At 43.2% G+C, this 21552-nt stretch carries 18 protein-coding genes; 9 read left to right on the forward strand and 9 right to left on the reverse strand.

Features of this window, described 5'->3' with window-relative positions:
* Positions 1–215: 215 nt before the first annotated feature.
* Entirely contained in the window at positions 216–1379 is a 1164-nt protein-coding gene (locus NWP17_RS01180) for a GuaB3 family IMP dehydrogenase-related protein (protein ID WP_280653086.1), read from the reverse strand.
* 197 nt (positions 1380–1576) lie between these two features.
* Between NWP17_RS01180 and NWP17_RS01185 the strand changes: the two genes are divergently transcribed.
* The 3 genes from NWP17_RS01185 to NWP17_RS01195 all read left to right on the forward strand — a co-directional run bounded on the left by NWP17_RS01185 (position 1577) and on the right by NWP17_RS01195 (position 6084).
* Positions 1577–3976 carry an endonuclease MutS2 gene (locus NWP17_RS01185; protein WP_280653087.1) on the forward strand — a complete coding sequence of 800 codons (2400 nt, stop codon included), beginning with the start codon at positions 1577–1579 and terminating at the stop codon, positions 3974–3976.
* A gap of 92 nt (positions 3977–4068) precedes the next feature.
* On the forward strand, positions 4069–4674 hold the full coding sequence (locus tag NWP17_RS01190; protein ID WP_280653088.1) for a DUF3038 domain-containing protein: 606 nt from the start codon (positions 4069–4071) through the stop codon (positions 4672–4674).
* Between the two features lie 27 nt (positions 4675–4701).
* Positions 4702–6084 carry a DUF4335 domain-containing protein gene (locus NWP17_RS01195; RefSeq protein WP_280653089.1) on the forward strand — a complete coding sequence of 461 codons (1383 nt, stop codon included), beginning with the start codon at positions 4702–4704 and terminating at the stop codon, positions 6082–6084.
* A 117-nt stretch (positions 6085–6201) separates the two neighbouring features.
* On the opposite strand, the gene NWP17_RS01200 is transcribed toward NWP17_RS01195, so the two are convergent.
* From NWP17_RS01200 to NWP17_RS01215, 4 genes are all read right to left on the reverse strand, one after another.
* Complete coding sequence (locus NWP17_RS01200) at positions 6202–6657, reverse strand: ferredoxin (protein WP_280653090.1); 456 nt, start codon at positions 6655–6657, stop codon at positions 6202–6204.
* Positions 6657–7043, reverse strand: coding sequence for a DUF1257 domain-containing protein (locus NWP17_RS01205; RefSeq protein ID WP_280653091.1), 387 nt, complete (start codon positions 7041–7043; stop codon positions 6657–6659). Before NWP17_RS01205 ends, NWP17_RS01200 begins: the two co-directional genes overlap by 1 nt.
* 50 nt (positions 7044–7093) lie before the next feature.
* Complete coding sequence (locus NWP17_RS01210) at positions 7094–7303, reverse strand: DUF2997 domain-containing protein (RefSeq protein ID WP_280653092.1); 210 nt, start codon at positions 7301–7303, stop codon at positions 7094–7096.
* A 328-nt stretch (positions 7304–7631) separates the two neighbouring features.
* Positions 7632–8240 (reverse strand): PIN domain-containing protein, encoded by a 609-nt coding sequence (locus NWP17_RS01215; protein ID WP_280653093.1) that lies wholly within the window; start codon positions 8238–8240, stop codon positions 7632–7634.
* 449 nt (positions 8241–8689) lie between these two features.
* Here NWP17_RS01215 and bioU point away from each other — a divergent pair, with 449 nt between their 5' ends.
* The gene (gene bioU / locus NWP17_RS01220; RefSeq protein ID WP_280653094.1) at positions 8690–9694 is read left to right on the forward strand and encodes a (S)-8-amino-7-oxononanoate synthase BioU; all 1005 of its coding nucleotides are present in this window, start codon (positions 8690–8692) and stop codon (positions 9692–9694) included.
* A gap of 13 nt (positions 9695–9707) precedes the next feature.
* Here bioU and NWP17_RS01225 read toward each other — a convergent pair whose 3' ends face one another.
* The 4 genes from NWP17_RS01225 to NWP17_RS01240 all read right to left on the reverse strand — a co-directional run bounded on the left by NWP17_RS01225 (position 9708) and on the right by NWP17_RS01240 (position 14775).
* Positions 9708–10259: a hypothetical protein gene (locus tag NWP17_RS01225; RefSeq protein ID WP_280653095.1), complete on the reverse strand. Its 552-nt coding sequence runs from the start codon at positions 10257–10259 to the stop codon at positions 9708–9710.
* Between the two features lie 79 nt (positions 10260–10338).
* Positions 10339–11559 (reverse strand): type II secretion system F family protein, encoded by a 1221-nt coding sequence (locus tag NWP17_RS01230; RefSeq protein WP_280653096.1) that lies wholly within the window; start codon positions 11557–11559, stop codon positions 10339–10341.
* A 41-nt stretch (positions 11560–11600) separates the two neighbouring features.
* Positions 11601–12701: a type IV pilus twitching motility protein PilT gene (locus NWP17_RS01235; protein WP_280653097.1), complete on the reverse strand. Its 1101-nt coding sequence runs from the start codon at positions 12699–12701 to the stop codon at positions 11601–11603.
* 58 nt (positions 12702–12759) lie between these two features.
* Positions 12760–14775 (reverse strand): GspE/PulE family protein, encoded by a 2016-nt coding sequence (locus tag NWP17_RS01240; protein ID WP_280653098.1) that lies wholly within the window; start codon positions 14773–14775, stop codon positions 12760–12762.
* A gap of 393 nt (positions 14776–15168) precedes the next feature.
* On the opposite strand from NWP17_RS01240, the gene grpE reads away from it, so the two are divergent.
* The 5 genes from grpE (at position 15169) to rsgA (ending at position 21355) form a co-directional block, all read left to right on the forward strand.
* Complete coding sequence (gene grpE / locus NWP17_RS01245) at positions 15169–15909, forward strand: nucleotide exchange factor GrpE (protein ID WP_280653099.1); 741 nt, start codon at positions 15169–15171, stop codon at positions 15907–15909.
* Positions 15910–16134: 225 nt separating this feature from the next.
* A complete protein-coding gene (gene dnaK, locus NWP17_RS01250; RefSeq protein WP_280653100.1) occupies positions 16135–18066 on the forward strand; it encodes a molecular chaperone DnaK in 1932 nt (643 codons plus the stop codon).
* A 792-nt stretch (positions 18067–18858) separates the two neighbouring features.
* Positions 18859–19992 (forward strand): molecular chaperone DnaJ, encoded by a 1134-nt coding sequence (gene dnaJ / locus NWP17_RS01255; RefSeq protein ID WP_280653101.1) that lies wholly within the window; start codon positions 18859–18861, stop codon positions 19990–19992.
* A complete protein-coding gene (locus tag NWP17_RS01260; protein ID WP_280653102.1) occupies positions 19989–20246 on the forward strand; it encodes a sulfurtransferase TusA family protein in 258 nt (85 codons plus the stop codon). The genes dnaJ and NWP17_RS01260 overlap by 4 nt, the downstream gene beginning before the upstream one ends.
* Entirely contained in the window at positions 20243–21355 is a 1113-nt protein-coding gene (gene rsgA / locus NWP17_RS01265; RefSeq protein WP_280653103.1) for a small ribosomal subunit biogenesis GTPase RsgA, read from the forward strand. Before NWP17_RS01260 ends, rsgA begins: the two co-directional genes overlap by 4 nt.
* Positions 21356–21552 lie beyond the last annotated feature (197 nt).

The following is a 21552-nucleotide window of genomic DNA, read 5'->3' on the forward strand; positions in this document are numbered from 1 at the left end:
CATTTGCAACGAAAATAAAGAAATTATGTACCAACATAAGGAACCGCCCGAACAGTAGTCCGGGCGGAGTGTGGTGTGAGGAGTGAACGGAAACATGCGTCTCCGCTATCTCTATTGTAGGTTAGATATCTAATTTTTCCAGAGATTGTTTGGGAGTCTGGAGAAAAATATTTCTGGAATCTAGAATAATGCCCTACTGCCTATTGCCGATTTTTTTATTTACCCATGCCTAATTGTTGGGCTTTTTGGTACACTTTACCTTCAGTTAGTAGGGAAGGAGCAATTACCACTTCAACTTGCTGCATTTCTTTGATATTTTTGGCTCCTAATGTACCCATGCTAGTTTTTAAGGCTCCCACAAGATTATGAGTACCATCATCTAGTCCAGCAGGACCAATAAGGATTTGCTCTAAGCTGCCAGTTGTACCAACGTTAATGCGTGTGCCACGGGGCAGTACAGGGCTAGGTGTTGCCATTCCCCAATGATAGCCCCTGCCCGGCGCTTCAGCCGCTCTAGCAAAGGGAGAACCAATCATCACAGCATCGGCACCGCAGGCGATACATTTACAAATGTCGCCACCAGTGATTAAACCACCATCGGCAATGATGGGAATATAGTTCCCAGTTTCTTGATAATAATCATCTCTGGCTGCGGCACAATCAGCGATCGCCGTTGCTTGGGGTACACCCACCCCCAACACCCCGCGAGAGGTACAAGCCGCACCAGGGCCAATTCCCACTAATACCGCAGCCGCCCCAGCTTGCAACAAATTCAAAGTCACTTCATAGGTTACGCAATTGCCCAGCGCCACAGGTATGGGCATAGAACGGCAAAATTCCCCTAAATTCAGGGGAACTATAGATTCTGGGGATAAATGTGCCGTAGAAACTACCGTAGCTTGGACAAAAAATAAATCTGCCCCAGCTTTGGCCACCACTTCACCATACTTACTGGCTGCTGCTGGAGTAGCACTCACAGCTGCTATACCGCCCTGCTGTTTAATTTCCTCAATGCGCTTGGTGATTAATTCTGGTTTTATCGGTTCGGCATATAGTTCCTGCATCAAGGACACAAACTCACCTTTGCCCACAGAGGCAATGCGATCTAAAATCGGCTCTGGGTCAGCATAGCGAGTTTGGATACCCTCTAAGTTGATCACTCCCAATGCTCCCAACCGTGACAAATGTACGGCCATCTTCACATCGACTACGCCATCCATTGCACTGGCAATAATCGGGATTTCTCGCTCAATATTGCCAATAATCCACTTAGTCTCTGCTAGACTCGGATCGAGTGTTCTATTACCAGGGACTAGAGCAATTTCATCAATTCCATAAGCTCGACGAGCTTTCTTTCCCCGACCAAGTTGAATGTCCACGCTTTAACTTTTCTCAAATCTGTTTAAGCTAGGGTATCAAATTGTGAAGATGTTTGGAGCAGTTTTTTTGCTGCTTACAAATGATCCCAGAATAATCCCAGATAGATTGTATGGGAAACCAGGAAAATTTACCCTTCAGGTTTTTACCTTTCAGCCACTGGAATTGTTACAATTAGTTCAGATTAGACATTGAAGCCTTGATCCAATCTGAAACTTTAGAACTACTCGAATGGCATCGCCTCTGCCAGCATCTTTCCACATTTGCGGCAACCAAGCTAGGGGCGATCGCTTCACTTCATCTACAAACACCCACATCTCTGGCAGCCAGTCAGCAGTTATTAGCCCAAACCAGAGAAGTATACCAGTTGGAAACTCACTTAACAACTGGATTATCCTTTGACGGGATTAAAGATATTGGGGATTCTCTAGAACGGGCAGAACTTAGCGGCACTTTAGCAGGAGATGAACTGTTAGCCATCGCCACGACTTTGGCTGGTGCCAGAAATTTACGTCGTGTTATTGACGGACAGCAAAACCTAACTGTACTTTCTCACTTAGTCGCAGATTTGCGGACTTATCCCGAATTAGAGCAAGAAATACACCGATGTATTGATGAACGGGCACAAGTCACAGACCGCGCCAGCCAAAAAATGGGAGAAATTCGCACAGAATTACGTAAACTACGCACTCAAATTACCCAAAAACTGCAAAATATTTTACAGGCTAAATCCGGTGCGGTTCAAGAACAGCTAATTACCCAACGGGGCGATCGCTATGTCATCCCGGTGAAAGCACCCCAAAAAGACGCTATCCCCGGCATTGTTCATGATACTTCCACCAGTGGAGCCACTCTATACATAGAACCTAATTCTATAGTCACTTTAGGTAATCAACTGCGCCAAACTGTGAGAAGAGAACAAACAGAAGCAGAAGCGATTCGTCGCCAACTCACACAGCAAATAGCAGCAGTCAAACCAGACTTAGAACGCTTATTAGCAATTGTCACCACCTTGGATTTAGCCACCGCTAGAGCTAGGTATAGTTTTTGGTTGGGAGCCAACCCCCCCAGATTTATTAACCGGCAAGATAATGACATCATTACCCTGAGACAATTACGCCATCCTTTGTTAGTGTGGCAACAACAACACGAACACGGCCAAGCTGTGGTTCCCGTGGACTTGCTCATCAGTCCCCATATTCGCATAGTAACCATTACCGGACCCAATACAGGAGGAAAAACAGTCACCTTAAAAACCCTGGCTTTGGCGGTATTGATGGCTAAAGTAGGTTTATTTGTCCCCGCCCGGGAACCAGTAGAAATACCTTGGTTTCACCAAGTGTTAGCTGATATTGGCGATGAACAATCATTACAGCAAAGCTTATCTACATTTTCTGGACACATCCGCCGGATTAGTCGAATTTTAGACGCTTTGGCCACTGATGAACAGATTAACAATGCTTCATCCCTAGTATTACTCGATGAAGTAGGTGCAGGAACCGATCCAGCAGAAGGAAGTGCATTAGCCATCGCTTTACTAAAATATCTGGCTGATCATGCCCAGCTAACCATCGCCACCACTCACTTTGGTGAATTAAAAGCCCTCAAATATGAAGATGAGCGATTTGAAAATGCTTCAGTGGAATTTGATGAAACAACACTCTCACCTACCTATCGCTTATTGTGGGGCATTCCTGGACGTTCTAACGCCTTGACAATTGCCCAGCGCTTGGGGTTAAAACCAGAAGTGATAGAACAGGCAAAAACTCAAGTGGGAGGGGGAACAGACGAAGTTAATCAAGTAATTGCTGGGTTAGAAGCCCAACGTCGCCGCCAAGAAACTAAAGCTGCAGAAGCTCAAAGTTTATTACAGCAAGCAGAACGCTTGTACAAAGAAGTGTCGGCAAAATCTCAAGCCTTGCAAGAACGGGAAAAAGCTCTACGCCTTGACCAAGAAATGGCAGTACAACAAGCCATTACCCAAGCTAAGTCCGAAATCGCCCAAGTAATTCGCCGTTTGCAACAAGGTCAAGCCAAAGCCCAAGATGCCCAACAAGCAACAGAAGCGTTAAATAAAATTGCTCAAAAATATCAGCCCCCAGCCCCGCCCAAAGCCAAAGTGCAGTTTATGCCTAAAGTTGGCGATCGCGTGCGGATTTCCCAGTTTGGGCAAACAGCAGAGGTTTTAACAGCCCCTGATGGCGATGGTGAATTTAGCGTCCGCTTCGGCATGATGAAAATGACAGTCAAGCTAGAAGATATTGAATCTTTAGATGGTCAAAAACCCGAACCAGTAGTTAAAACAAAGCCAGCCCCAGCCCCTGTGACTCAACCGGAACAAAGCGCCCCCAAACTTCGCACCTCCCGCAACACAGTAGATTTACGCGGTAAACGGGTAGCTGATGCAGAAATTATTTTAGACCAGGTAATTTCCCAAGCCACCGGCCCATTATGGATTATTCACGGACATGGAACCGGCAAACTGCGCCAAGGAGTTCACACTTTTTTACACCAGCACCCCAGAGTTAGCCACTGTGAACCCGCAGAACAAGCTGATGGCGGTAGCGGTGTCACCATTGCTCATATTAAAGGGTTGTAGGATTTTGGACTGTTCCCCGTTCCCTGTTCTATTATTGAAGAGTCTGGTTTCAAAAAGGGTAACAGCAATAGCCTCCACACGCCCGATCACCTATGCTAAAAGTTATGCACTCGGCCGCCGATTCAGCTACGCCAAATCCCCAATGGGCTGATTTAACTAAGCTTCCAGCCCCAAACATACTTCAATGGGACAACATTAAAACCCAGTTGGACTTGGTGATGTTAGCCCTAGAAACTTTAACTTGTATTGGTTCCGAGGCTATGCTATCTGCGGCCATTAATCTCAATTTAGAATCAAGAGTGCCAGACCGGGTAGCTTTATGGCGATTGCGTCAGTCTAACCCCTTACGCAAAGGTCAAGGTGGGCGGAAAAAGCTGGATGTAGAAGAAGCGCGATCGCTGGTTCTGATTACTTGCTACCTCGCCAAACAGTACCAAGAATTGATTCGCCGTGCTGTTGGTCTATTAGAACAAATGGCGGAAAACAAGCGGGAACCTCATCAAGCTGCTTTACTAGGAGACTACATTGATGCTTTCTGTAATACCTACCAAGAACGGATGGAAGAAAACGAGCAAATAACCACAGATATGCTGACCCATTTGGCACTAAAACTGTTGGTAGATTTACTGTTTTATAGTGCTAATGGTGGACACCGCCGATTATGGCTAGCACTCATAGACAGTTCTGCCAAATTTTAGATCATCCTCTCCCTCGCCGTTTCTGCCATGTCACGATTAAATTCAGTCATTAGACGCTACACACCCCCCACCTGTACTCTGGAAATATTAGGGCAAAGTTCACCCCTATCTCGTTTGATGGGAAAAACAGTGATTAAGCAGCTCACCTTTGAACTGTATTTTGATGCTCCCCAACCACCAGAGGAAGGTAAAATCTTTATTCAGGGCGATCGCGATCAACTAGAAATTTTGTGTGATGTTGTCTACAGCTATGTCCAAGACTTCATACAGCAACCCCCTGATAATTTTTGGCTAAATCTCACCCAACCCCAGGATTCTAGTCAACCATGCCATCAGCCCCAGTTGATAGGGTTTAACCAATCTTCACTCCTCAACAGTAATACTTACAAATCTTTTACTTCTCCAACATCAGCGAAAAAAATCTACTTAGAACCAGGAAACTATTTAACTCATAATCTGTTTCTAGGTTCCCTGGCTAATCCCACATCTGGTTCTGTAATTAAACTAAGTTTGCTGCAATTATTCGACCTAGCAACTGCTTTAGATGAGTATTCCGCTGATATCATGGCTTTACCCAATATAAATGAAAATAATTTGACTATGAAATTATCTGCTTGGGCCCCCATCGCCGCAGTTATGGTGTTGGGTGTGGGTTTGTTACCAATGACTTGGCAACTTGCCAATAATAGACAAAATCAAGGACAAATAGCCACAATATCACCACCAGAAGCGGCTAAACCCACCCTGGAACCTTCCCCCGTATTCACACCCCAAGATAATTTAAGCCCCAATTCTCAACTTCCTACAGCCAGTTTCTCTAAACAGCCCCCGTCAAAATTTACCCCTAGTCTATCTATCCCATCGGCACAAAGTCCTCTGTCTTTATTTGAGTCCCCAATTGCAACCACCAGCCCCCAGAGTGAAACCGCGCTACTGCAAAAGCAATCTTTACCACCTAGCCTATCTGCTAACAAAGACAAATTAGTCAATATTTCATCACTTCCCCCCAATAATACCAACAACAATGTTAGTCCAACCCCTTCGCCATCTAACTCACTGGTTAAACCACAGCAAGTAAGCGTAAATTCTAGCTCAACATCTCAACAAGTTGCTACCAGTGGTACTGTGTTAAAGACATCTCAAGTAGCAGAAGCCCAAAAAATCCTCACCAAGCGCTGGCAGCCCCCTACTGGGTTTACATACACTTTAGAATATAGTTTGGAAGTGGATGTTGATGGTAAGATAGAAAAAATTTATCCTATCAATAAGGCAGCAAGAGAATTTATCGACAGTAGCGGAATGCCTAAAATTGGTCAACCTTTTGTTTCTGCCAGTGCCAATGGGCAAAATTTCAGTATTCGGGTGCTTCTTAGTCCTAACGGCAAGGTTCAAACCTTCCCTGAAGATTAATTATTGGTAATAATTAGTAAATTTAATCAATAAAAATACATATCAGGTGTGTGTTAAAAATACATACACCTGATATAATAACGCCTTTGGTGGGGTTTTCGATGATCAATTCAATTATTAATGGGGTTTTGTGTTGGTGAACTTTTGTTTCTTACGTCGCATTTGGCTAGTAGATACCGCTTGTTCTACTGGATAGCCGGCAATGGGTATTACTTGATATTTGCGCTCTGCTTCTAACTTTTTTAGTTCGGTGTAATCAACCCAATGAATACAATTCACTGGACAAGTATCAATTGCTTCTTGGATCATATCCTCACTATCACCATCTTGGCGAATCACGCGCGATCGCCCATAGTCTGGTTCAATATAGAAGGTGTTACGCGCCACATGAGCGCAGTGTAAGCAGCCAATGCAAGTAATTTCGTCAACGTAAACGCCCTTTTGTCGCTCAGTACCACCCAGTTCTGGCTCTAAACCAGAGCGTTCTGGTTGGTGGCGTAAGAAACCCCCTAACTCTGGTTCCAAACCGGAACGGTTGTCTTTTGGTTCTGAGGACGGGACAAAATCAGCCATTAGGCACTCCAGCGTTGTACTACTAAGCGAATTGAGCCATCTTGATTTTTTTGTTCTTCAGTAACTTGAAAGCCTGCGCGGGTGGTTTCTTTAACAACTGATTGATAAGCGTAGCGTTGAGTTACTTGACGTAAGAATCCATCCACAGACAAGCCTTGTTGCCAATATTGTAAGTCGGCTACTAATTCATATTCTTTGCCATTCCATCTGAAGCCGATGTCATAGCCATTTTCCTGTTCAATGGTTACTTCCGCCGGATAGGTTTGACCCCGATAGCCGCGTACTTCGCCGGGGCCTGGTTTCCAGTTGATCCCCAATTCGCTGAGAGCATCTTTGAGAGAGTCAAGGTTACGGATTTGAGTCTTAATTTGGCTAAAGTGTGACATGGCAGTTGTTAAATAAATGACAATAAATCACAGTAGAGTTTTGAGGAAACTTACCAATCGCTGTATGTGGCTTGTGTATTCGCCACAGCAGATTGCTGTATCTGAGTAGCAAAAAATTCTGAGGTTGGCTCGTGACTAAGTACTTGCCCCAGCTGTGCCTCTATTGCTGCTGTGACTTCAGCGCAAGAATTGCCCATAATGCCAGTGACTTTTTCTTGTACTCGACCGTCTGGATAGATGATGAACTCTAATGTTTCCATGCTTTTGGCCAACTAGGGTAAATTCAAGATATCTCAGAATCTTTACAAAATTTATTATTATTATAAGCACATACATCAGTCATAAATTAGTTTCTCTTAACCTCAATAATTAGTCAAGCTGACATTCTTTCTCTATGAATTAGCCCAAAAGCCGTCAAAATCAGCATTTGCAGTAGTATACTCCGTTGATTGCTTCACAAAAATATAAAATTTATTGCTAAACTTTAGCATTACCATAGATAAGTGTAATGGTACTGATGACACTTGTGGCTAGTGTATTTAGATGTACATATCGCAGCAAGCCCTAATTATTGGTTGGGCAAATTAGCTACATTGACTCTAACCAACCAAAAAAGTCTTTGCTGGTACTGACATATTTTTTTATGCCGACAGCACCCAATATTTGCCTTATTTCTTTTGTCCCAAAATCTTGATAGTTTCCAGTTAAAAGAATTTTTTGGTCATCTGAACAAGTTTTAGCATGATCCAGAATACAATGGAGAATTAAATTATCCGTTGGTTCAGGAATAAATTCTTGATTAACACTACTAATAAGTATAGATGGTTTTAGATTTATTAACTCTACATTTATGGCTGCCCACTTGATCACTTCAAAGAGGCGAATACTAATATCATTAATCCGGGTGTTGTTTTGAATTGTTAATTGTTCTAGATAGCTTTTAATTACTTGCTTGGAGTAGTTAGAGTTGATATCTACTTTAACTTCACTTATTTCTTCCGCTAGGCGCAGTTTAAAAGTATTATAATTACGTTCATCTTCTAGTATAGAAAGAGATTTCATCAAACAAATTGCCGGGGAAACAATTTGATTGAATAAAGTTACCTTATTTAGATACTTCACTAATTTTTGAGGTTCTTGCTCTTTATCTTTAGCAAAATTAGTGAAAAAATTAGTTTCAATATAAACTGTAGTCATTAAATTTCATTCCTGGAATGATGCTGTATCTGCCAGTTTTTTTTTACCAAACCTATAGCGGTTTTCACGCTTAGTGAGATAAAAATATAAATGACATAAATCTTGTAGAGCGGGCATCTTCCCTACGGATGTACTTCACCATCATCATGAGAAAGGCTATATTATCTGATTGTGATTATTAAATAATAATTATATTCACTATCAATCTATCTCAAGTAAGACTAACCAATTTATCAGAAGGGGTGACAACTTCACAGCCTCCTCTTCAAAAAATGTTTTATAAGTACTTTCACTCACAGCCAGAAATAACTTATATTCAGGATAATAACGCTTTTTGTCAAACGGTTAAGCTGCATAATCATTGTCATCTCAACAAAAACATTAATTAATTAAAGATTATGGAGCATAATTAACCTTTATAGTTATTAACACAACCGGAGTAATTGACTATGAATACACAAGCAACACACCAACCCATCCGCGTGGGAGTCCTGGGTTTTGGTGGACTGGGACAAGCAGCAGCTAAAATACTAGCCGGGAAACGGGAAATGATCTTAGTTGCAGCAGCCGACCAAAAAGGCTACGCCTACTCCACAGAAGGTTTAAATACTCAAGACTGCATTAAAACCTACCAAAAACAAGGTTCTGTGGGTTATTTAGAACCATTTGGCACATTAAGTAATCACAGTATTCAAGATTTAATAGCCACCACACAGCCTGTGGATGGGTATTTCTTAGCATTACCCAACTTACCCAATGATTTTATCCCCTCAGTCACCCAGGAAATTATCAAATCCGGTTGGCGCGGAGTGCTAGTAGATGCCATCAAGCGTACTAGTGCAGTAGAACACCTGTTATTAATGAAAGCAGCACTAGAAGCTGCGGGAATTACTTATATGACTGGATGTGGAGCCACACCGGGACTATTAACAGCAGCAGCAGCATTAGCCGCCCAAAGTTATGCAGAAATTCACCGAGTAGAAATTATCTTTGGTGTGGGTATTGCCAACTGGGAAGCCTACCGGGCCACAGTGCGGGAAGACATTGGACATATGCCCGGTTATAGTGTGGAAACAGCCAGAGCCATGACTGATGCAGAAGTAGAAGCAATACTGGACAAAACTAATGGCGTGCTGACCTTAGAAAATATGGAACACGCTGATGATGTGATGCTGGAACTTGCCGGCATTTGTTCCCGCGATCGCGTTACAGTTGGGGGAGTAGTAGATACCCGCAACCCCAAAAAACCCCTCAGCACCAACGTTAAGGTTACAGGACGCACCTTTGAAGGTAAAATTTCCACCCATACCTTCACACTAGGAGATGAAACCAGCATGGCTGCCAATGTTTGTGGTCCCGCCTTTGGTTATCTCAAAGCCGGAAAACACCTACACCAGCGCGGTATTTATGGCATCTTCACCGCAGCTGAAATTATGCCCCAATTTGTCCAATAAACAAACAGACCTATCAGGGGCTAATCTTTAGCCCCTCTGAAATTTCCTCTGGTGATAAAAAAGAAGGAGTTTGCATAATAAAAGGCAAATCTGCCCCCACTAGACCCTTTTTAATACGTTCCGAAGTTTCACTAAAAATCACAAATAAAGGATATACAGTATTTGCCCCGTCACTAAAAATATGGCGATGGCGTAAAGGCATCAGCCATTCATAATCCTGATCCAGCAAAACTTGAGATTTGCGCCAACGCCCTAATAAATCAGAAAAATCCTCCTGGGGGCGATGAATGAAAAGTAAAATTTCCACTCCTGTTTTTACTTTCCACTCTGGATCACACATAATAACTGCAATATCACAAGGTAAACCAGTTATTTGTGTATCCGTTGTCCTAGTGGCACGCAAGCGAACAACAGGCAAGGGGATAGTAATAATACTCTCATCTGGACGACGCAAACTAGGAATCATTTCCAAGTATGGTCGGTGTTGCTTAAGTAAAGCGATCGCCGCCAAATTATTGCTATACTCCGCCAAACTCGCCTCATAGTCAGATTTTTTTACAGGCATGATTAATTACATCATCAACTTTTACAGTCAGGAAGAAAAAGTATTCATTCCCAACTCATCAACCAGCAAAAAACATCACCTAGCCCAGAGTTTCAAACACCTTAAACATAGGCAAATACATAGCCAGCAAAATTGTACCCACCATACCACCCAAAACCACAATCATTAAAGGTTCTAAAATACTAGTTAAACCCTTAACAGTTTGTTCCACCTCATCTTCATAAAAATCTGCCACTTTCATTAACATAGCATCTAGTTCTCCAGTTTCCTCACCAATGCTAATCATCTGAATAGCCATAGCTGGAAACACATTTTCCTTTTGCAAAGCCAAGCTAATCACACCCCCTTGTTGAATGTCCGTCTTAGCTGCATCAATAGCATTAGCCACCACCTGGTTTCCTGAAGTATCCCGGACAATTTCCAAGCAAGTAAGAATTGGCACACCTGAACGGGTCAGAGCGCCAAAAGTCCGGCTAAAGCGTGCAACCGATGACTTTTGAATTAAGTCACCAAATAAAGGCATTTTTAGAGCCAGACGGTCAATAGTGATGCGCCCAACCGGAGTTTTGTAATATTGCTGATAGGCAATATTCAAAACCACAAAAGCACCAACCAGAACTAAAGACCACAAACTTCTCAATATTTGACTGCAGGCCATCAGAAATTGGGTCAGTGGTGGTAATTCTGTACCTATGTCTGTAAAAATGTTGGCAAAAATGGGAATCAAAAACACAGTCATCCCCACAAAAATAGCCGTAGCTAAAAAACCAACCACCATCGGGTAAGATAAAGCCGACTTAATTTGGTTTTGCAAGCGTGCCACATCTTCTAATAATTTAGCCAAACGATCCAGCACCTCATCCAAAACACCCCCCACTTCACCCGCTTGAATCATACTCACATACAAACCATCAAAGCAAGCAGGATGTTTCCGCATAGAATCAGAAAGATTCATCCCATTCTGCACATCATTACTTATCTCAATAAGTGCCTGTTTTAACTTAGGGTTGCTACACTGTTCAGCAAGTACCCCTAAACTTCTCACAATTGCCACACCCGCATTGATCAAAGCTGCAAACTGACGAGAAAAGACAGCCTTATCCTTAACACTCACGCTAGTCAAAGCCAGCTCAATTTTCTTCAAATCAAAGCCAGTAAAACTCTGAGACTGCTTTAAATCTTGGATAACAAAGCCCTGCCTTCTGAGAGAAGTCCGGGCTGCTGACAAAGATTCAGCAACTATTTTTTCCTGTCGGGATTGTCCTTGACTATCCCGAACACGGGCGACATAGGTTGGCATAAATTAAATAATTCCAAATTAGATTATTACCAAGGAAAAATTTAACGTGCTTTTACAGCACCAGGTGTAGTACCAGCAACAAGACGTTGAACTTCATCTGGCTTAGAAGTTTTAGACATTGCCGCTTCAAAAGAAATAGTTCCAGCCTTGTATAAATCAGCTAAAACTTTTTCCAAAGTTTGCATCCCCAACTTACCGCCAGTTTGGATAGCTGAGTAGATTTGTGATGTTTTACCTTCTCGAATTAAGTTAGAAATAGCAGGAGTAACGATGAGAATTTCTTGAGCCATTACCCGACCAAATTCACCCGGCTTAGGGTTTTTCTTGGCTACTAAAGTTTGGCTAAATACTGCTACTAAAGAGTTAGATAACTGCACCCGTACTTGAGTTTGTTTCTCATGGGGAAATACATCAATAATCCGGTCAACCGTCTGGGCTGCTGAACTAGTGTGCAAAGTTCCAAACACCAAGTGTCCTGTTTCCGCTGCCGAAATTGCCAAAGAAATAGTTTCTAAATCACGCATTTCCCCCACCAGAATAATATCTGGGTCTTCCCGTAGGGCTGCTTTTAAAGCATTAGAAAAACTCTTAGTGTCTTCATTTAGTTGTCGTTGGTGGATTAAGCTTTTAACTGGTTGATAAACAAATTCAATGGGATCTTCCACTGTAAGAATATGCTCGGCTTTCGTGCGGTTAATTAAGTCAATCATTGCCGCTAGGGTGGTTGTTTTTCCCGAACCTGTGGGACCAGTCACCAAAATTAATCCCCTGGGCTTTTCTGACATTTCCCGCACTACATCAGGTAAACCTAATTTTTCAAAGTTAGGAATTTTTGAACTCAAAGCCCGTAAACAAGCAGCATAAGCACCACGTTCTTTATAAACATTCACCCGGAAACGAGCTAAACCCTTGACACCATAAGAACAATCTAATTCCCAAGTTTGTTCTAAGGTTTTTCGCTGGGTGTTATTGAGCATACTAAAAATTAACCTTTGACATTGATCTGCTGTCAATGGTTCGTCACCTATGGGGGTAAGTTTGCCGCTAATACGAAAGTAAGGAGGCAAACCAGCAGATAAGTGCATATCTGAACCACCCATTTCAATCATTTGTTCCATCAAGTCTTCAATCATCAGTTCCATAGTTTTTTGACCTCTCTTTTTAATTCAAAATCCCTAATTAAAATACTAAATTGTCTGACTAATCCTGAAAACGAGGAGTCATACAATATGGACAATCCAGCCATTCTGGCTGTAATTGAGCGCGACAAGTACGACAAGTAAGACCGCTTTTGCGTTTGGCTTTTAATTCTGCTTCTAAGCCGGTATCAGTAAAAGTCACCCGTTCTACTTCTTCTAGGGTGCTGATACCTTGGCGCACCAAGTTCAAACTATAAGCTAACAAGGTTTTCATCCCTTCTTCAACAGCCACTTCTTTAATGCGTTCTGTTGGTGCTTCTTCGTTGATCAGTGTTTGCAGGGTTTCAGTAATTCGCATCACTTCATAAACACCACAACGTCCTTTGTAGCCAGAGCCATTACAAGTTGAACAAATTGGCTGACTTTTGGCTGTTGCTGTGTTAATTTCCTCTAATGTTAACGTGTTGGCTTTGTAAAAAGTTACGCTCACATCTTGGGAAGCTGAGAGGCCATAGCGGGCCAGTTCTTGAGTGGTGGGGGTGTAAGGAATACGACACTCAGAACATACACGCCTCATTAAACGTTGAGCTAAAACACCAATGAGGGAACTAGAAACCATGAAAGGCTCTATCCCCATTTCTCCCAGACGAGCGATCGCACCGGGGGCATCGTTAGTGTGTAAAGTAGTTAATACCAAGTGACCAGTTAAGGCAGCTTCTATGGCAGTTTTGGCTGTTTCTTTATCTCGTGTTTCACCTACTAACAATACATCCGGGTCTTGCCGCAAAAACGCCCGTAAAGCGGTGGCAAAATCTAACCCTTTTTCCCGAATTACTTGTACTTGAGTAATGCCTGGCAAGCTGTACTCAATGGGGTCTTCTACTGTACTAATATTAATGCCCGGTGAGTTTTTTTCTGCTAATGCTGAATATAGAGAGGTAGTTTTACCAGAACCAGTGGGGCCCGTCACCAGAATCAATCCAAAAGGACGACTTACCATTTCTTGGACGATTTGTAAAGTTTCGGGATCGGTAATTAACTTATTTAATCCCAACTGGGTGGCAGAATTATCCAAAATTCGTAGTACTATTTTTTCTCCGTAGCGACTAGGCAAAGTATTCACCCGGAAATCCACCTTACGCCCCTCGAATATGCGCCGGATGCGACCATCCTGGGGTAAACGTCGTTCGGCAATATCTAGATTAGAGATAATCTTAAATCGGGCTGTCACTGCGGGAATAATTTTTTTGGGGAGCGAGTCGAAAGCTTCACGTAGTACCCCATCTTTGCGGAAACGAATGCGTAGGTTTTCCTCCTGTGGTTCAACATGAATATCAGAAACCCCCTCATGCAAGGCTTTGGCCATGATGCGGTTAACCAGGTTAATCACGGGGGCATCTTCCGCATCCTTCATTGCTGCCCCTAGGTCAGTATCTTTCTCCTCCGGACTACTGTCCAGGTCGAGATTATTGAGATTTTCTAAATCTTGATTAATATCTGTAGATTTTGCTTGTTCCAGGTGCTTTTGCCGTAAAGCTAAATCATCCAGATATTTATTAATTAGCTGCTGGTAATCTTCCTCAGTAATTACCATACGCTGTAATGCCAAACCTTGGGAGCGCAAAATGCGGTTGAGTTCATCAGAAGCTTCTAAATTGCTGGGATCCACCATGGCTACCAACACAGAGGGTGGTTGTTGGTCGTTTTTTTTCAACAGTGGTAGCAGGCGATGGCGACGACACATTTCTGTGGGGATCAAGGTTTCAATCAGTTCAACCACACTGTTGTTACCCGTGTCGTTGACCTCCGGATCAACGAACTCAACACCGTAGAGTATTTTCAGTTCAAACAGCTGTTGTTTTTTGTATTGTCTGAGCAGATCAGGCGATAGTTTTTGTCCGGTAATTGACTCCAATACTTCTGTTAGGGGTCGGCGAGACTTGCGACTGTCAATGAGTGCCTGCCTCATCTGTTCCGTGTTGACATACCCAGATTGTATGAGTTTATTGCCGAAAGGCGAAAATTCCGTTCTGGTGGTGAGAGCGGTACTACGCCGTTGTGGTGACGAGTAGGTCATAGGTGAGTAAATTTGAGTAGGGAAAAACTCTAACTATATTATTCCCTGCCTGATGCCATAATTCTCATTTACACTGAGTAAATTTAGGTTAAAATTCTTGCTTATTTCTTTCCATTCCTTTTTCTCAGGCAGTTCCCTACTTTTTCTGTCGGTTTTCCGCGCTAGTGATCAGTAGCTAAGACTATTAATATGATGTGTGTGATGTAAAATGACAACCCTGCCACAAGACTTATTTTCTCCTTTACCATCCCCTGGGTGTCTAAGCTAAGATGTTCACAATTTGTCACAATAAAAAACGGTGACATCACTTCTATGAAAATGTCGGCAAAAAATCAGCCTCAGTTGTCAGCTGTGGTGAAAAGTGCCATAAAAACAATCTGCGACAAATAGACGATGATCGACGAAAATAAACAAGTAAACAATATAAGCCAATTGGGTGAACCAACAGAGGTAAATCAAGCAATGAAGAGTGACTCCCCAGCCCAAATCAACTCCAACGAATCCGGCAGCGAGGTTACTGAACAAGTAACCGACGCAACTGAAGTATCTGTTGATACTGTAATTACAAAAGATGGTGTAGCTGCAACGGAAAAAACTGAAGTAGAAACGGCTGTTTTGGCAGACTTAAATCAACAAATTGAGTCCCTCAAAGGGCAACTAGAAGAACGCAGCACTCAGTACATGAGAATTGCGGCAGATTTTGAGAATTACCGTAAACGCACCAGCAAAGAAAAAGAAGACCTGGAATTGCAAGTGAAGCGCAATACAATTTTGGAGTTGCTACCCGTAGTCGATAATTTTGAGCGTGCCAGATCCCACCTCAAACCACAAACCGACGGCGAGATGACAATTCACAAAAGTTATCAAGGGGTTTATAAACAACTGGTGGACTGCCTGAAAAGAATAGGTGTATCACCCATGCGTCCAGAAGGTCAACAATTCGATCCCAACCTTCATGAAGCAGTTATGCGGGAACCTACGGATGAACATTCGGAAGGAACAGTGTTAGAAGAGTTAGTACGTGGATATTATATAGGCGATCGCGTGCTGCGCCATTCTATGGTCAAAGTGGCTGCTCCCAAGGAAGACACACCACCAGCACAGGAAGATCAGTCGGGTGCCGCTGACAGTTAAATTGTAGTTCCTCCAAGTATAGGCATCGCAATCTCAGGATAGGGCTGCTAACAGTTGGCGAGACTTTGGCAGCCCCCCCCCTGGAGATGGCAGCTGACCCTCAACCCGAGTCACCATAGCAAAGTTTTGAGTTAGACTTCAAGCATTCAGCCTTGTCCTCACTTATGGATCACCGCTCGACACAAAATAATTCGCGTAGAATAAATCAGTAAAAATGCTGGAAGTATGGGAAAAGTTATTGGCATTGACTTAGGCACTACTAATAGTTGCGTCGCAGTGTTGGAAGGCGGTAAACCTGTTGTCATTTCCAACACTGAAGGAGGACGTACTACACCCAGTGTTGTGGGATTTGGCAAAGGAGACGTTCGCTTAGTCGGTGAGATGGCAAAACGCCAAGCCATAACTAATGCCGAAAACACAATCTATAGTATCAAGCGATTTATCGGTCGTCGCTGGGAAGAAACGGAAACAGAACGCAATGGCGTACCTTATACCTGTATCAAAGGACGAGACGACACGGTTGATGTCCAAATTCGCGGACACAACTACACACCCCAAGAAATATCCGCCATGGTTCTGCAAAAACTCAAGCAGGATGCAGAAACTTATTTGGGTGAAAAGGTAAATCAAGCAGTAATTACCGTACCAGCATATTTCACAGATGCCCAAAGACAAGCAACTAAAGATGCTGGTACTATTGCCGGGCTAGAAGTTCTCCGTATTATCAACGAGCCAACTGCTGCGGCTTTAGCTTTTGGGTTAGATAAACAAGACCAAGAGCAGTTGATTTTAGTATTTGACCTAGGAGGAGGAACCTTTGATGTTTCCATTCTCCAACTTGGGGGTGGAGTGTTTGAAGTTAAAGCAACATCTGGTAACAACCAGTTGGGGGGGGATGATTTTGATAAATCTATTATTAACTGGATGATTGAAAGTTTCCAGCAACAAGAGAACATTGACCTTGCTGCGGATAAAATGGCACTACAACGTTTACGGGAAGCAGCAGAAAAAGCCAAAATAGAACTTTCTCACATGGCTAGTACCTGTATTAACTTGCCATTTATCACGGCAGATGACACAGGTCCAAAACATCTGGAAATGGAACTGAATCGCGCTCAATTTGAGGAAATGGTAGGGTTTTTAATTGAAGCCACCATTGAGCCGATGATTCAAGCTCTTAAAGATGCAGATATCCAAGCACAGGATATAGACCGGATTATTTTGGTAGGTGGTTCTACCCGTATTCCCGGAGTGCAAAATGCCCTGGTGAAATTTTTTCATGGTAAAGTTCCTGACCGCTCCATCAACCCTGATGAAGCAGTAGCACTTGGAGCGGCAATTCAAGCCGGGATACTAGGTGGCGAAGTGGATAATCTTCTGTTATTGGATGTCACCCCCTTATCTTTGGGAATTGAAACTTTAGGAGAAGTGTTTACCAAAATTATTGAACGCAACACCACCATTCCCACCAGTAAATCCCAAATTTTTTCCACTGCAGTTGATGGACAAACCTCCGTGGAAGTTCATGTCCTCCAGGGGGAAAGGGCTATGGCCAAAGATAACAAGAGTTTGGGTAAATTTCTCCTGACAGGTATTCCACCATCCCCCCGTGGTATTCCACAAATAGAAGTATCTTTTGAAATCAACGTTAACGGTATCCTTAAAGTGGCTGCCCAAGACAAAGGTACTGGTCGAGAGCAGAGTATTCGCATTACTAATACAGGCGGTTTAAACGCCAACGAAGTAGAACGGATGCGGCAAGACGCGGAACTATTTGCCGAAGAAGATAGAAAACGCAAACAACTGGTTGATCTGAAAAACCAGGCAGATAATTTATTGTTCACATACAAAGCAACTCTCAAGGATAATGGTAACTTGATTGGTGAGGAAATCAAGTCTCTAGCTCAGGAAAAAGTGATTAAACTCCGATCTATAATGGCTAATCCCACCATTTCTAACACAGAGTTTCAACAGTGTATAGAAGATTTCCAACAAACCTTATTTGCTATTGGTGCTGATGTATACAATCGATCTGATGACCAGGAAAATAGTGGGCAAGTTGAACAAGTTACAGGTAATGAAACACCAACACCACAATTCAACTTAAATTTTGATGATGACAATACACCAGAGGGCGATTATCAACCCATAGATTAGTGGTTTCGCATCGCGATTGGCTTCGCCAGTGCCGTAGGTAATCGCAGAATCAACAACTGCTTGGTGCAATTCTAAATTCTACATTCTTTTGTTTATGTAGATAAAATTCAGTCGGTTTCTAACCGACTTTAGCTTTCAGGCGGGGAATTCATTCCCCGACAAGCAAGATGCTTGTGTTACAGGGTAGCACCGGCTTCTAGCCGGTATTGGTGACAAGCAAGATGCTTGTGTTACACGCGCGATTGGCTTCGCCAGTGCCGTAGGTAATCCCAGAACGAAACCTAAAAATTCGACAAGCTCCAATATCAAAAACCGAGCCAGTCCAGAATCTAAAATCTAAGAGCCAAAATCTCCAATCCAATGGGGGGTTTTCCGCACCTAATTGTGCGGGTAGATCCTATAGTTGAGGATTAAAGGTTTACCCCCATTAGTAGCACAATTATAAAGGGAACTGTTGATTTACTCTACTTTGGCGGCTTCTGTTCTGTGCCATGAGCACAGTAACTATTGGCTGAAATTTGCTGGTGATTTTTGTGAAAAGTAAAGAGTAAAATTAGTATATTAATAAAAATTAACCTTTTCTCTCTGCCCAGTTTCCGGCAAGCCGCCTTGAGAAAAACACTCTTACCAGTTCCAGAAGTCACGCTTAGGGCGCTTTCGCCTTGAGACGAATTACATCAGACTACTGTTATTAGTAGCCACGAGTCGAAAATATGACTTAGGGTAGGGTAGCAAGTGTTTGTGGCGTTGATTGCCTTCTGCTCTCTTCTTTCTAACTTTTACCTTTGCTATATGGCCCGCGACTATTATGAAATTCTGGGTGTCTCTCGTGACGCCGACAAGGAAGAAATTAAACAAGCTTATCGCCGTTTAGCCCGGAAGTATCACCCAGATGTGAACAAAGAACCGGGGGCGGAAGAACGATTTAAGGAAATTAACCGCGCCTATGAAGTGCTTTCTGAGCCAGAGATTCGAGAACGTTACAACCGTTTTGGCGAGGCTGGTGTGTCAGGTACTGCCGGCGCTGGCTTCCAAGACATGGGCGATATGGGCGGCTTTGCCGATATCTTTGAAAGTATTTTCAGTGGGTTCTCTGGTGGTGGTGTGGGTACTCAAGCCCAACGACGGCGCAGCGGACCGGTACGCGGGGATGATTTAAGGCTAGACCTAAAGTTAGATTTTCGCGAAGCTGTATTTGGCGGCGAAAAGGAAATTCGCATTTCCCATTTAGAGGTGTGTGATACTTGTGGTGGTTCCGGTGCTAAACCCGGTACTCGCCCCCGCACTTGTTCAACTTGTAGCGGTTCGGGTCAAGTACGTCGGGTAACTAGAACGCCTTTTGGCAGCTTTACTCAAGTTTCCACTTGTCCCACCTGTAACGGTACGGGAACGGTGATTGAAGATAAATGTGATGCTTGTAATGGTAAGGGAACAAATCAAGTACCCAAAAAATTAAAAATTACCATTCCCGCAGGGGTGGATAATGGTACAAGGTTGCGAATTTCCACTGAAGGTGATGCCGGTCAACGCGGCGGTCCGGCTGGGGATTTGTATGTCTATTTGTTTGTTGATCAAGATGAACATTTCCAACGGGATGGAATTAACGTTCTTTCGGAAATTAAAGTTAGCTATCTGCAAGCAATTCTAGGTTGTCGTTTGCAAGTGGAAACGGTGGACGGTCCTGTGGAATTGATTATTCCGGCTGGAACTCAGCCCAATACTGTCATGAAATTAGAAAATCGGGGTGTCCCTCGCTTGGGAAATCCCGTCAGTCGGGGAGATCATTTGCTGACTGTATTAATTGATATTCCTACTAAAGTCACTCCCGATGAAAGGGAATTGCTGGAAAAACTGGCTAAAATTAAGGGAGACCGTACTGGTAAAGGTGGTCTAGAAGGATTTCTGGGAAGTTTATTTAAGTCATGAACTCTTCTCACCTATCAACTCCCGATGCTCAACTTGACCTGCGGGGTACTCCTTGCCCCATTAATTTTGTACGGACAAAATTATGTTTAGAAAAAATGCCCCCCGGAAGTTTACTGGAAGTATGGCTAGATTCGGGAGAACCTATTGAGCAAGTGCCTGATAGCTTGACAATGGCAGGTTATCAGGTTGAGCAAATTACGGATCGCATGGACTATTTTTCTTTGTTGGTGCGCCGTCCCACTACTGCCTCATGACAACCGTTGAAACTATGTCTACTGATGGACAGTTACTCGGTACGGTGTTGGCCGTGCAGGCAAATTTCTATCGCGTACAACTGCATATAGAAAACAAAACTACCAAGGTGGAAACTGAAAAAACAGATTCCCACCCCCAAGCTACCGCACCCATCATGCTTTGCACCCGCAGGACGCGGTTAAAAAAAATCGGGCAACAGGTGATGGTGGGGGATAGGGTGGTGGTTTCTGAGCCTGACTGGTCCGGTGGTAGGGGGGCAATTTCTCATGTCCTCCCCCGGGAAAGTGAATTAGACCGCCCAGCGATCGCTAATGTTGACCAAATTTTACTGGCTTTTGCTGTTACAGACCCGCCTTTGGAACCTTATCAATTAAGTCGGTTTTTAGTCAAGGCTGAATCTAGTTATGTAGATGTGCTGTTATGCTTAAATAAGTGTGATTTGATTTCACCAGAGGAAGAAGAAGAAATTGCCCAGCGCTTGAGGGGTTGGGGCTATGATCCGGTATTTGTTAGCGTGTACAATGGCACTAATATTGACGGATTACTTAAGTATCTGAGTGATAAAATTACAGTGATTGCCGGACCTTCTGGTGTGGGAAAATCTAGCTTGATTAATGTGCTAATTCCCACAGTTAACCTGCGAGTGGGGGAAGTTTCCGGTAAGTTAGCCCGTGGCCGTCATACCACCCGGCACACAGAATTATTTAAATTGCCTGGGGGTGGTTTGCTGGCAGATACTCCCGGATTTAATCAACCTGATTTAGATTGTACTCCAGAAGAGTTAATATATTACTTTCCAGAGGCTAGAGAGCGGTTAGCTAAGTCCAGTTGTCGATTTAGTGACTGTCTGCATCGAGATGAGCCTGATTGTGTGGTGCGGGGAGACTGGGAAAGGTATGAACATTATTTACAATTTCTGCATGAAGCGATCGCCCGTCAACTTCAGCTGCATCAACAAGCCGACCCAGAGTCAACCCTGAAAATGAAAAGCAAAGGACAGGGTAAGCAGCAGTATGAACCAAAGTTAGAAAGTAAAAAATATCGTCGTGTCTCCCGCAAAACCCAGTTACAAGAGTTAGAACATTTATATCAAGACTCAGAAGATTAAAACCGGGATTAACATCTCCCCTACAAGGGCTATAATATCGTTTCCAGTAGCTTAACAAAACTTCATAATCAATAGAGCAGCAAACTTATTAGCTAAATTGAAACAGAAAACTACTGTCATCAACCCCATAAAGTCTTAAAATATTGTTAATTTCGCCAAACCCTCGTTCCTCAATTCACAAGTATTACCCCTAAATA

Source organism: Chrysosporum bergii ANA360D, from assembly GCF_029891735.1.
Taxonomy (GTDB): domain Bacteria; phylum Cyanobacteriota; class Cyanobacteriia; order Cyanobacteriales; family Nostocaceae; genus Umezakia; species Umezakia bergii.

Coding starts and splice junctions, on each gene's coding strand:
- NWP17_RS01190 (WP_280653088.1), top strand. CDS start 4,069: ATGCTAAAAGTTATGCACTCGGCCGCCGATTCAGCTACGCCAAATCCC.
- NWP17_RS01195 (WP_280653089.1), top strand. CDS start 4,702: ATGTCACGATTAAATTCAGTCATTAGACGCTACACACCCCCCACCTGT.
- NWP17_RS01200 (WP_280653090.1), bottom strand. CDS start 6,657: ATGGCTGATTTTGTCCCGTCCTCAGAACCAAAAGACAACCGTTCCGGT.
- NWP17_RS01205 (WP_280653091.1), bottom strand. CDS start 7,043: ATGTCACACTTTAGCCAAATTAAGACTCAAATCCGTAACCTTGACTCT.
- NWP17_RS01210 (WP_280653092.1), bottom strand. CDS start 7,303: ATGGAAACATTAGAGTTCATCATCTATCCAGACGGTCGAGTACAAGAA.
- NWP17_RS01215 (WP_280653093.1), bottom strand. CDS start 8,240: ATGACTACAGTTTATATTGAAACTAATTTTTTCACTAATTTTGCTAAA.
- bioU (WP_280653094.1), top strand. CDS start 8,690: ATGAATACACAAGCAACACACCAACCCATCCGCGTGGGAGTCCTGGGT.
- NWP17_RS01225 (WP_280653095.1), bottom strand. CDS start 10,259: ATGCCTGTAAAAAAATCTGACTATGAGGCGAGTTTGGCGGAGTATAGC.
- NWP17_RS01230 (WP_280653096.1), bottom strand. CDS start 11,559: ATGCCAACCTATGTCGCCCGTGTTCGGGATAGTCAAGGACAATCCCGA.
- NWP17_RS01235 (WP_280653097.1), bottom strand. CDS start 12,701: ATGGAACTGATGATTGAAGACTTGATGGAACAAATGATTGAAATGGGT.
- NWP17_RS01240 (WP_280653098.1), bottom strand. CDS start 14,775: ATGACCTACTCGTCACCACAACGGCGTAGTACCGCTCTCACCACCAGA.
- grpE (WP_280653099.1), top strand. CDS start 15,169: ATGATCGACGAAAATAAACAAGTAAACAATATAAGCCAATTGGGTGAA.
- dnaK (WP_280653100.1), top strand. CDS start 16,135: ATGGGAAAAGTTATTGGCATTGACTTAGGCACTACTAATAGTTGCGTC.
- dnaJ (WP_280653101.1), top strand. CDS start 18,859: ATGGCCCGCGACTATTATGAAATTCTGGGTGTCTCTCGTGACGCCGAC.
- NWP17_RS01260 (WP_280653102.1), top strand. CDS start 19,989: ATGAACTCTTCTCACCTATCAACTCCCGATGCTCAACTTGACCTGCGG.
- rsgA (WP_280653103.1), top strand. CDS start 20,243: ATGACAACCGTTGAAACTATGTCTACTGATGGACAGTTACTCGGTACG.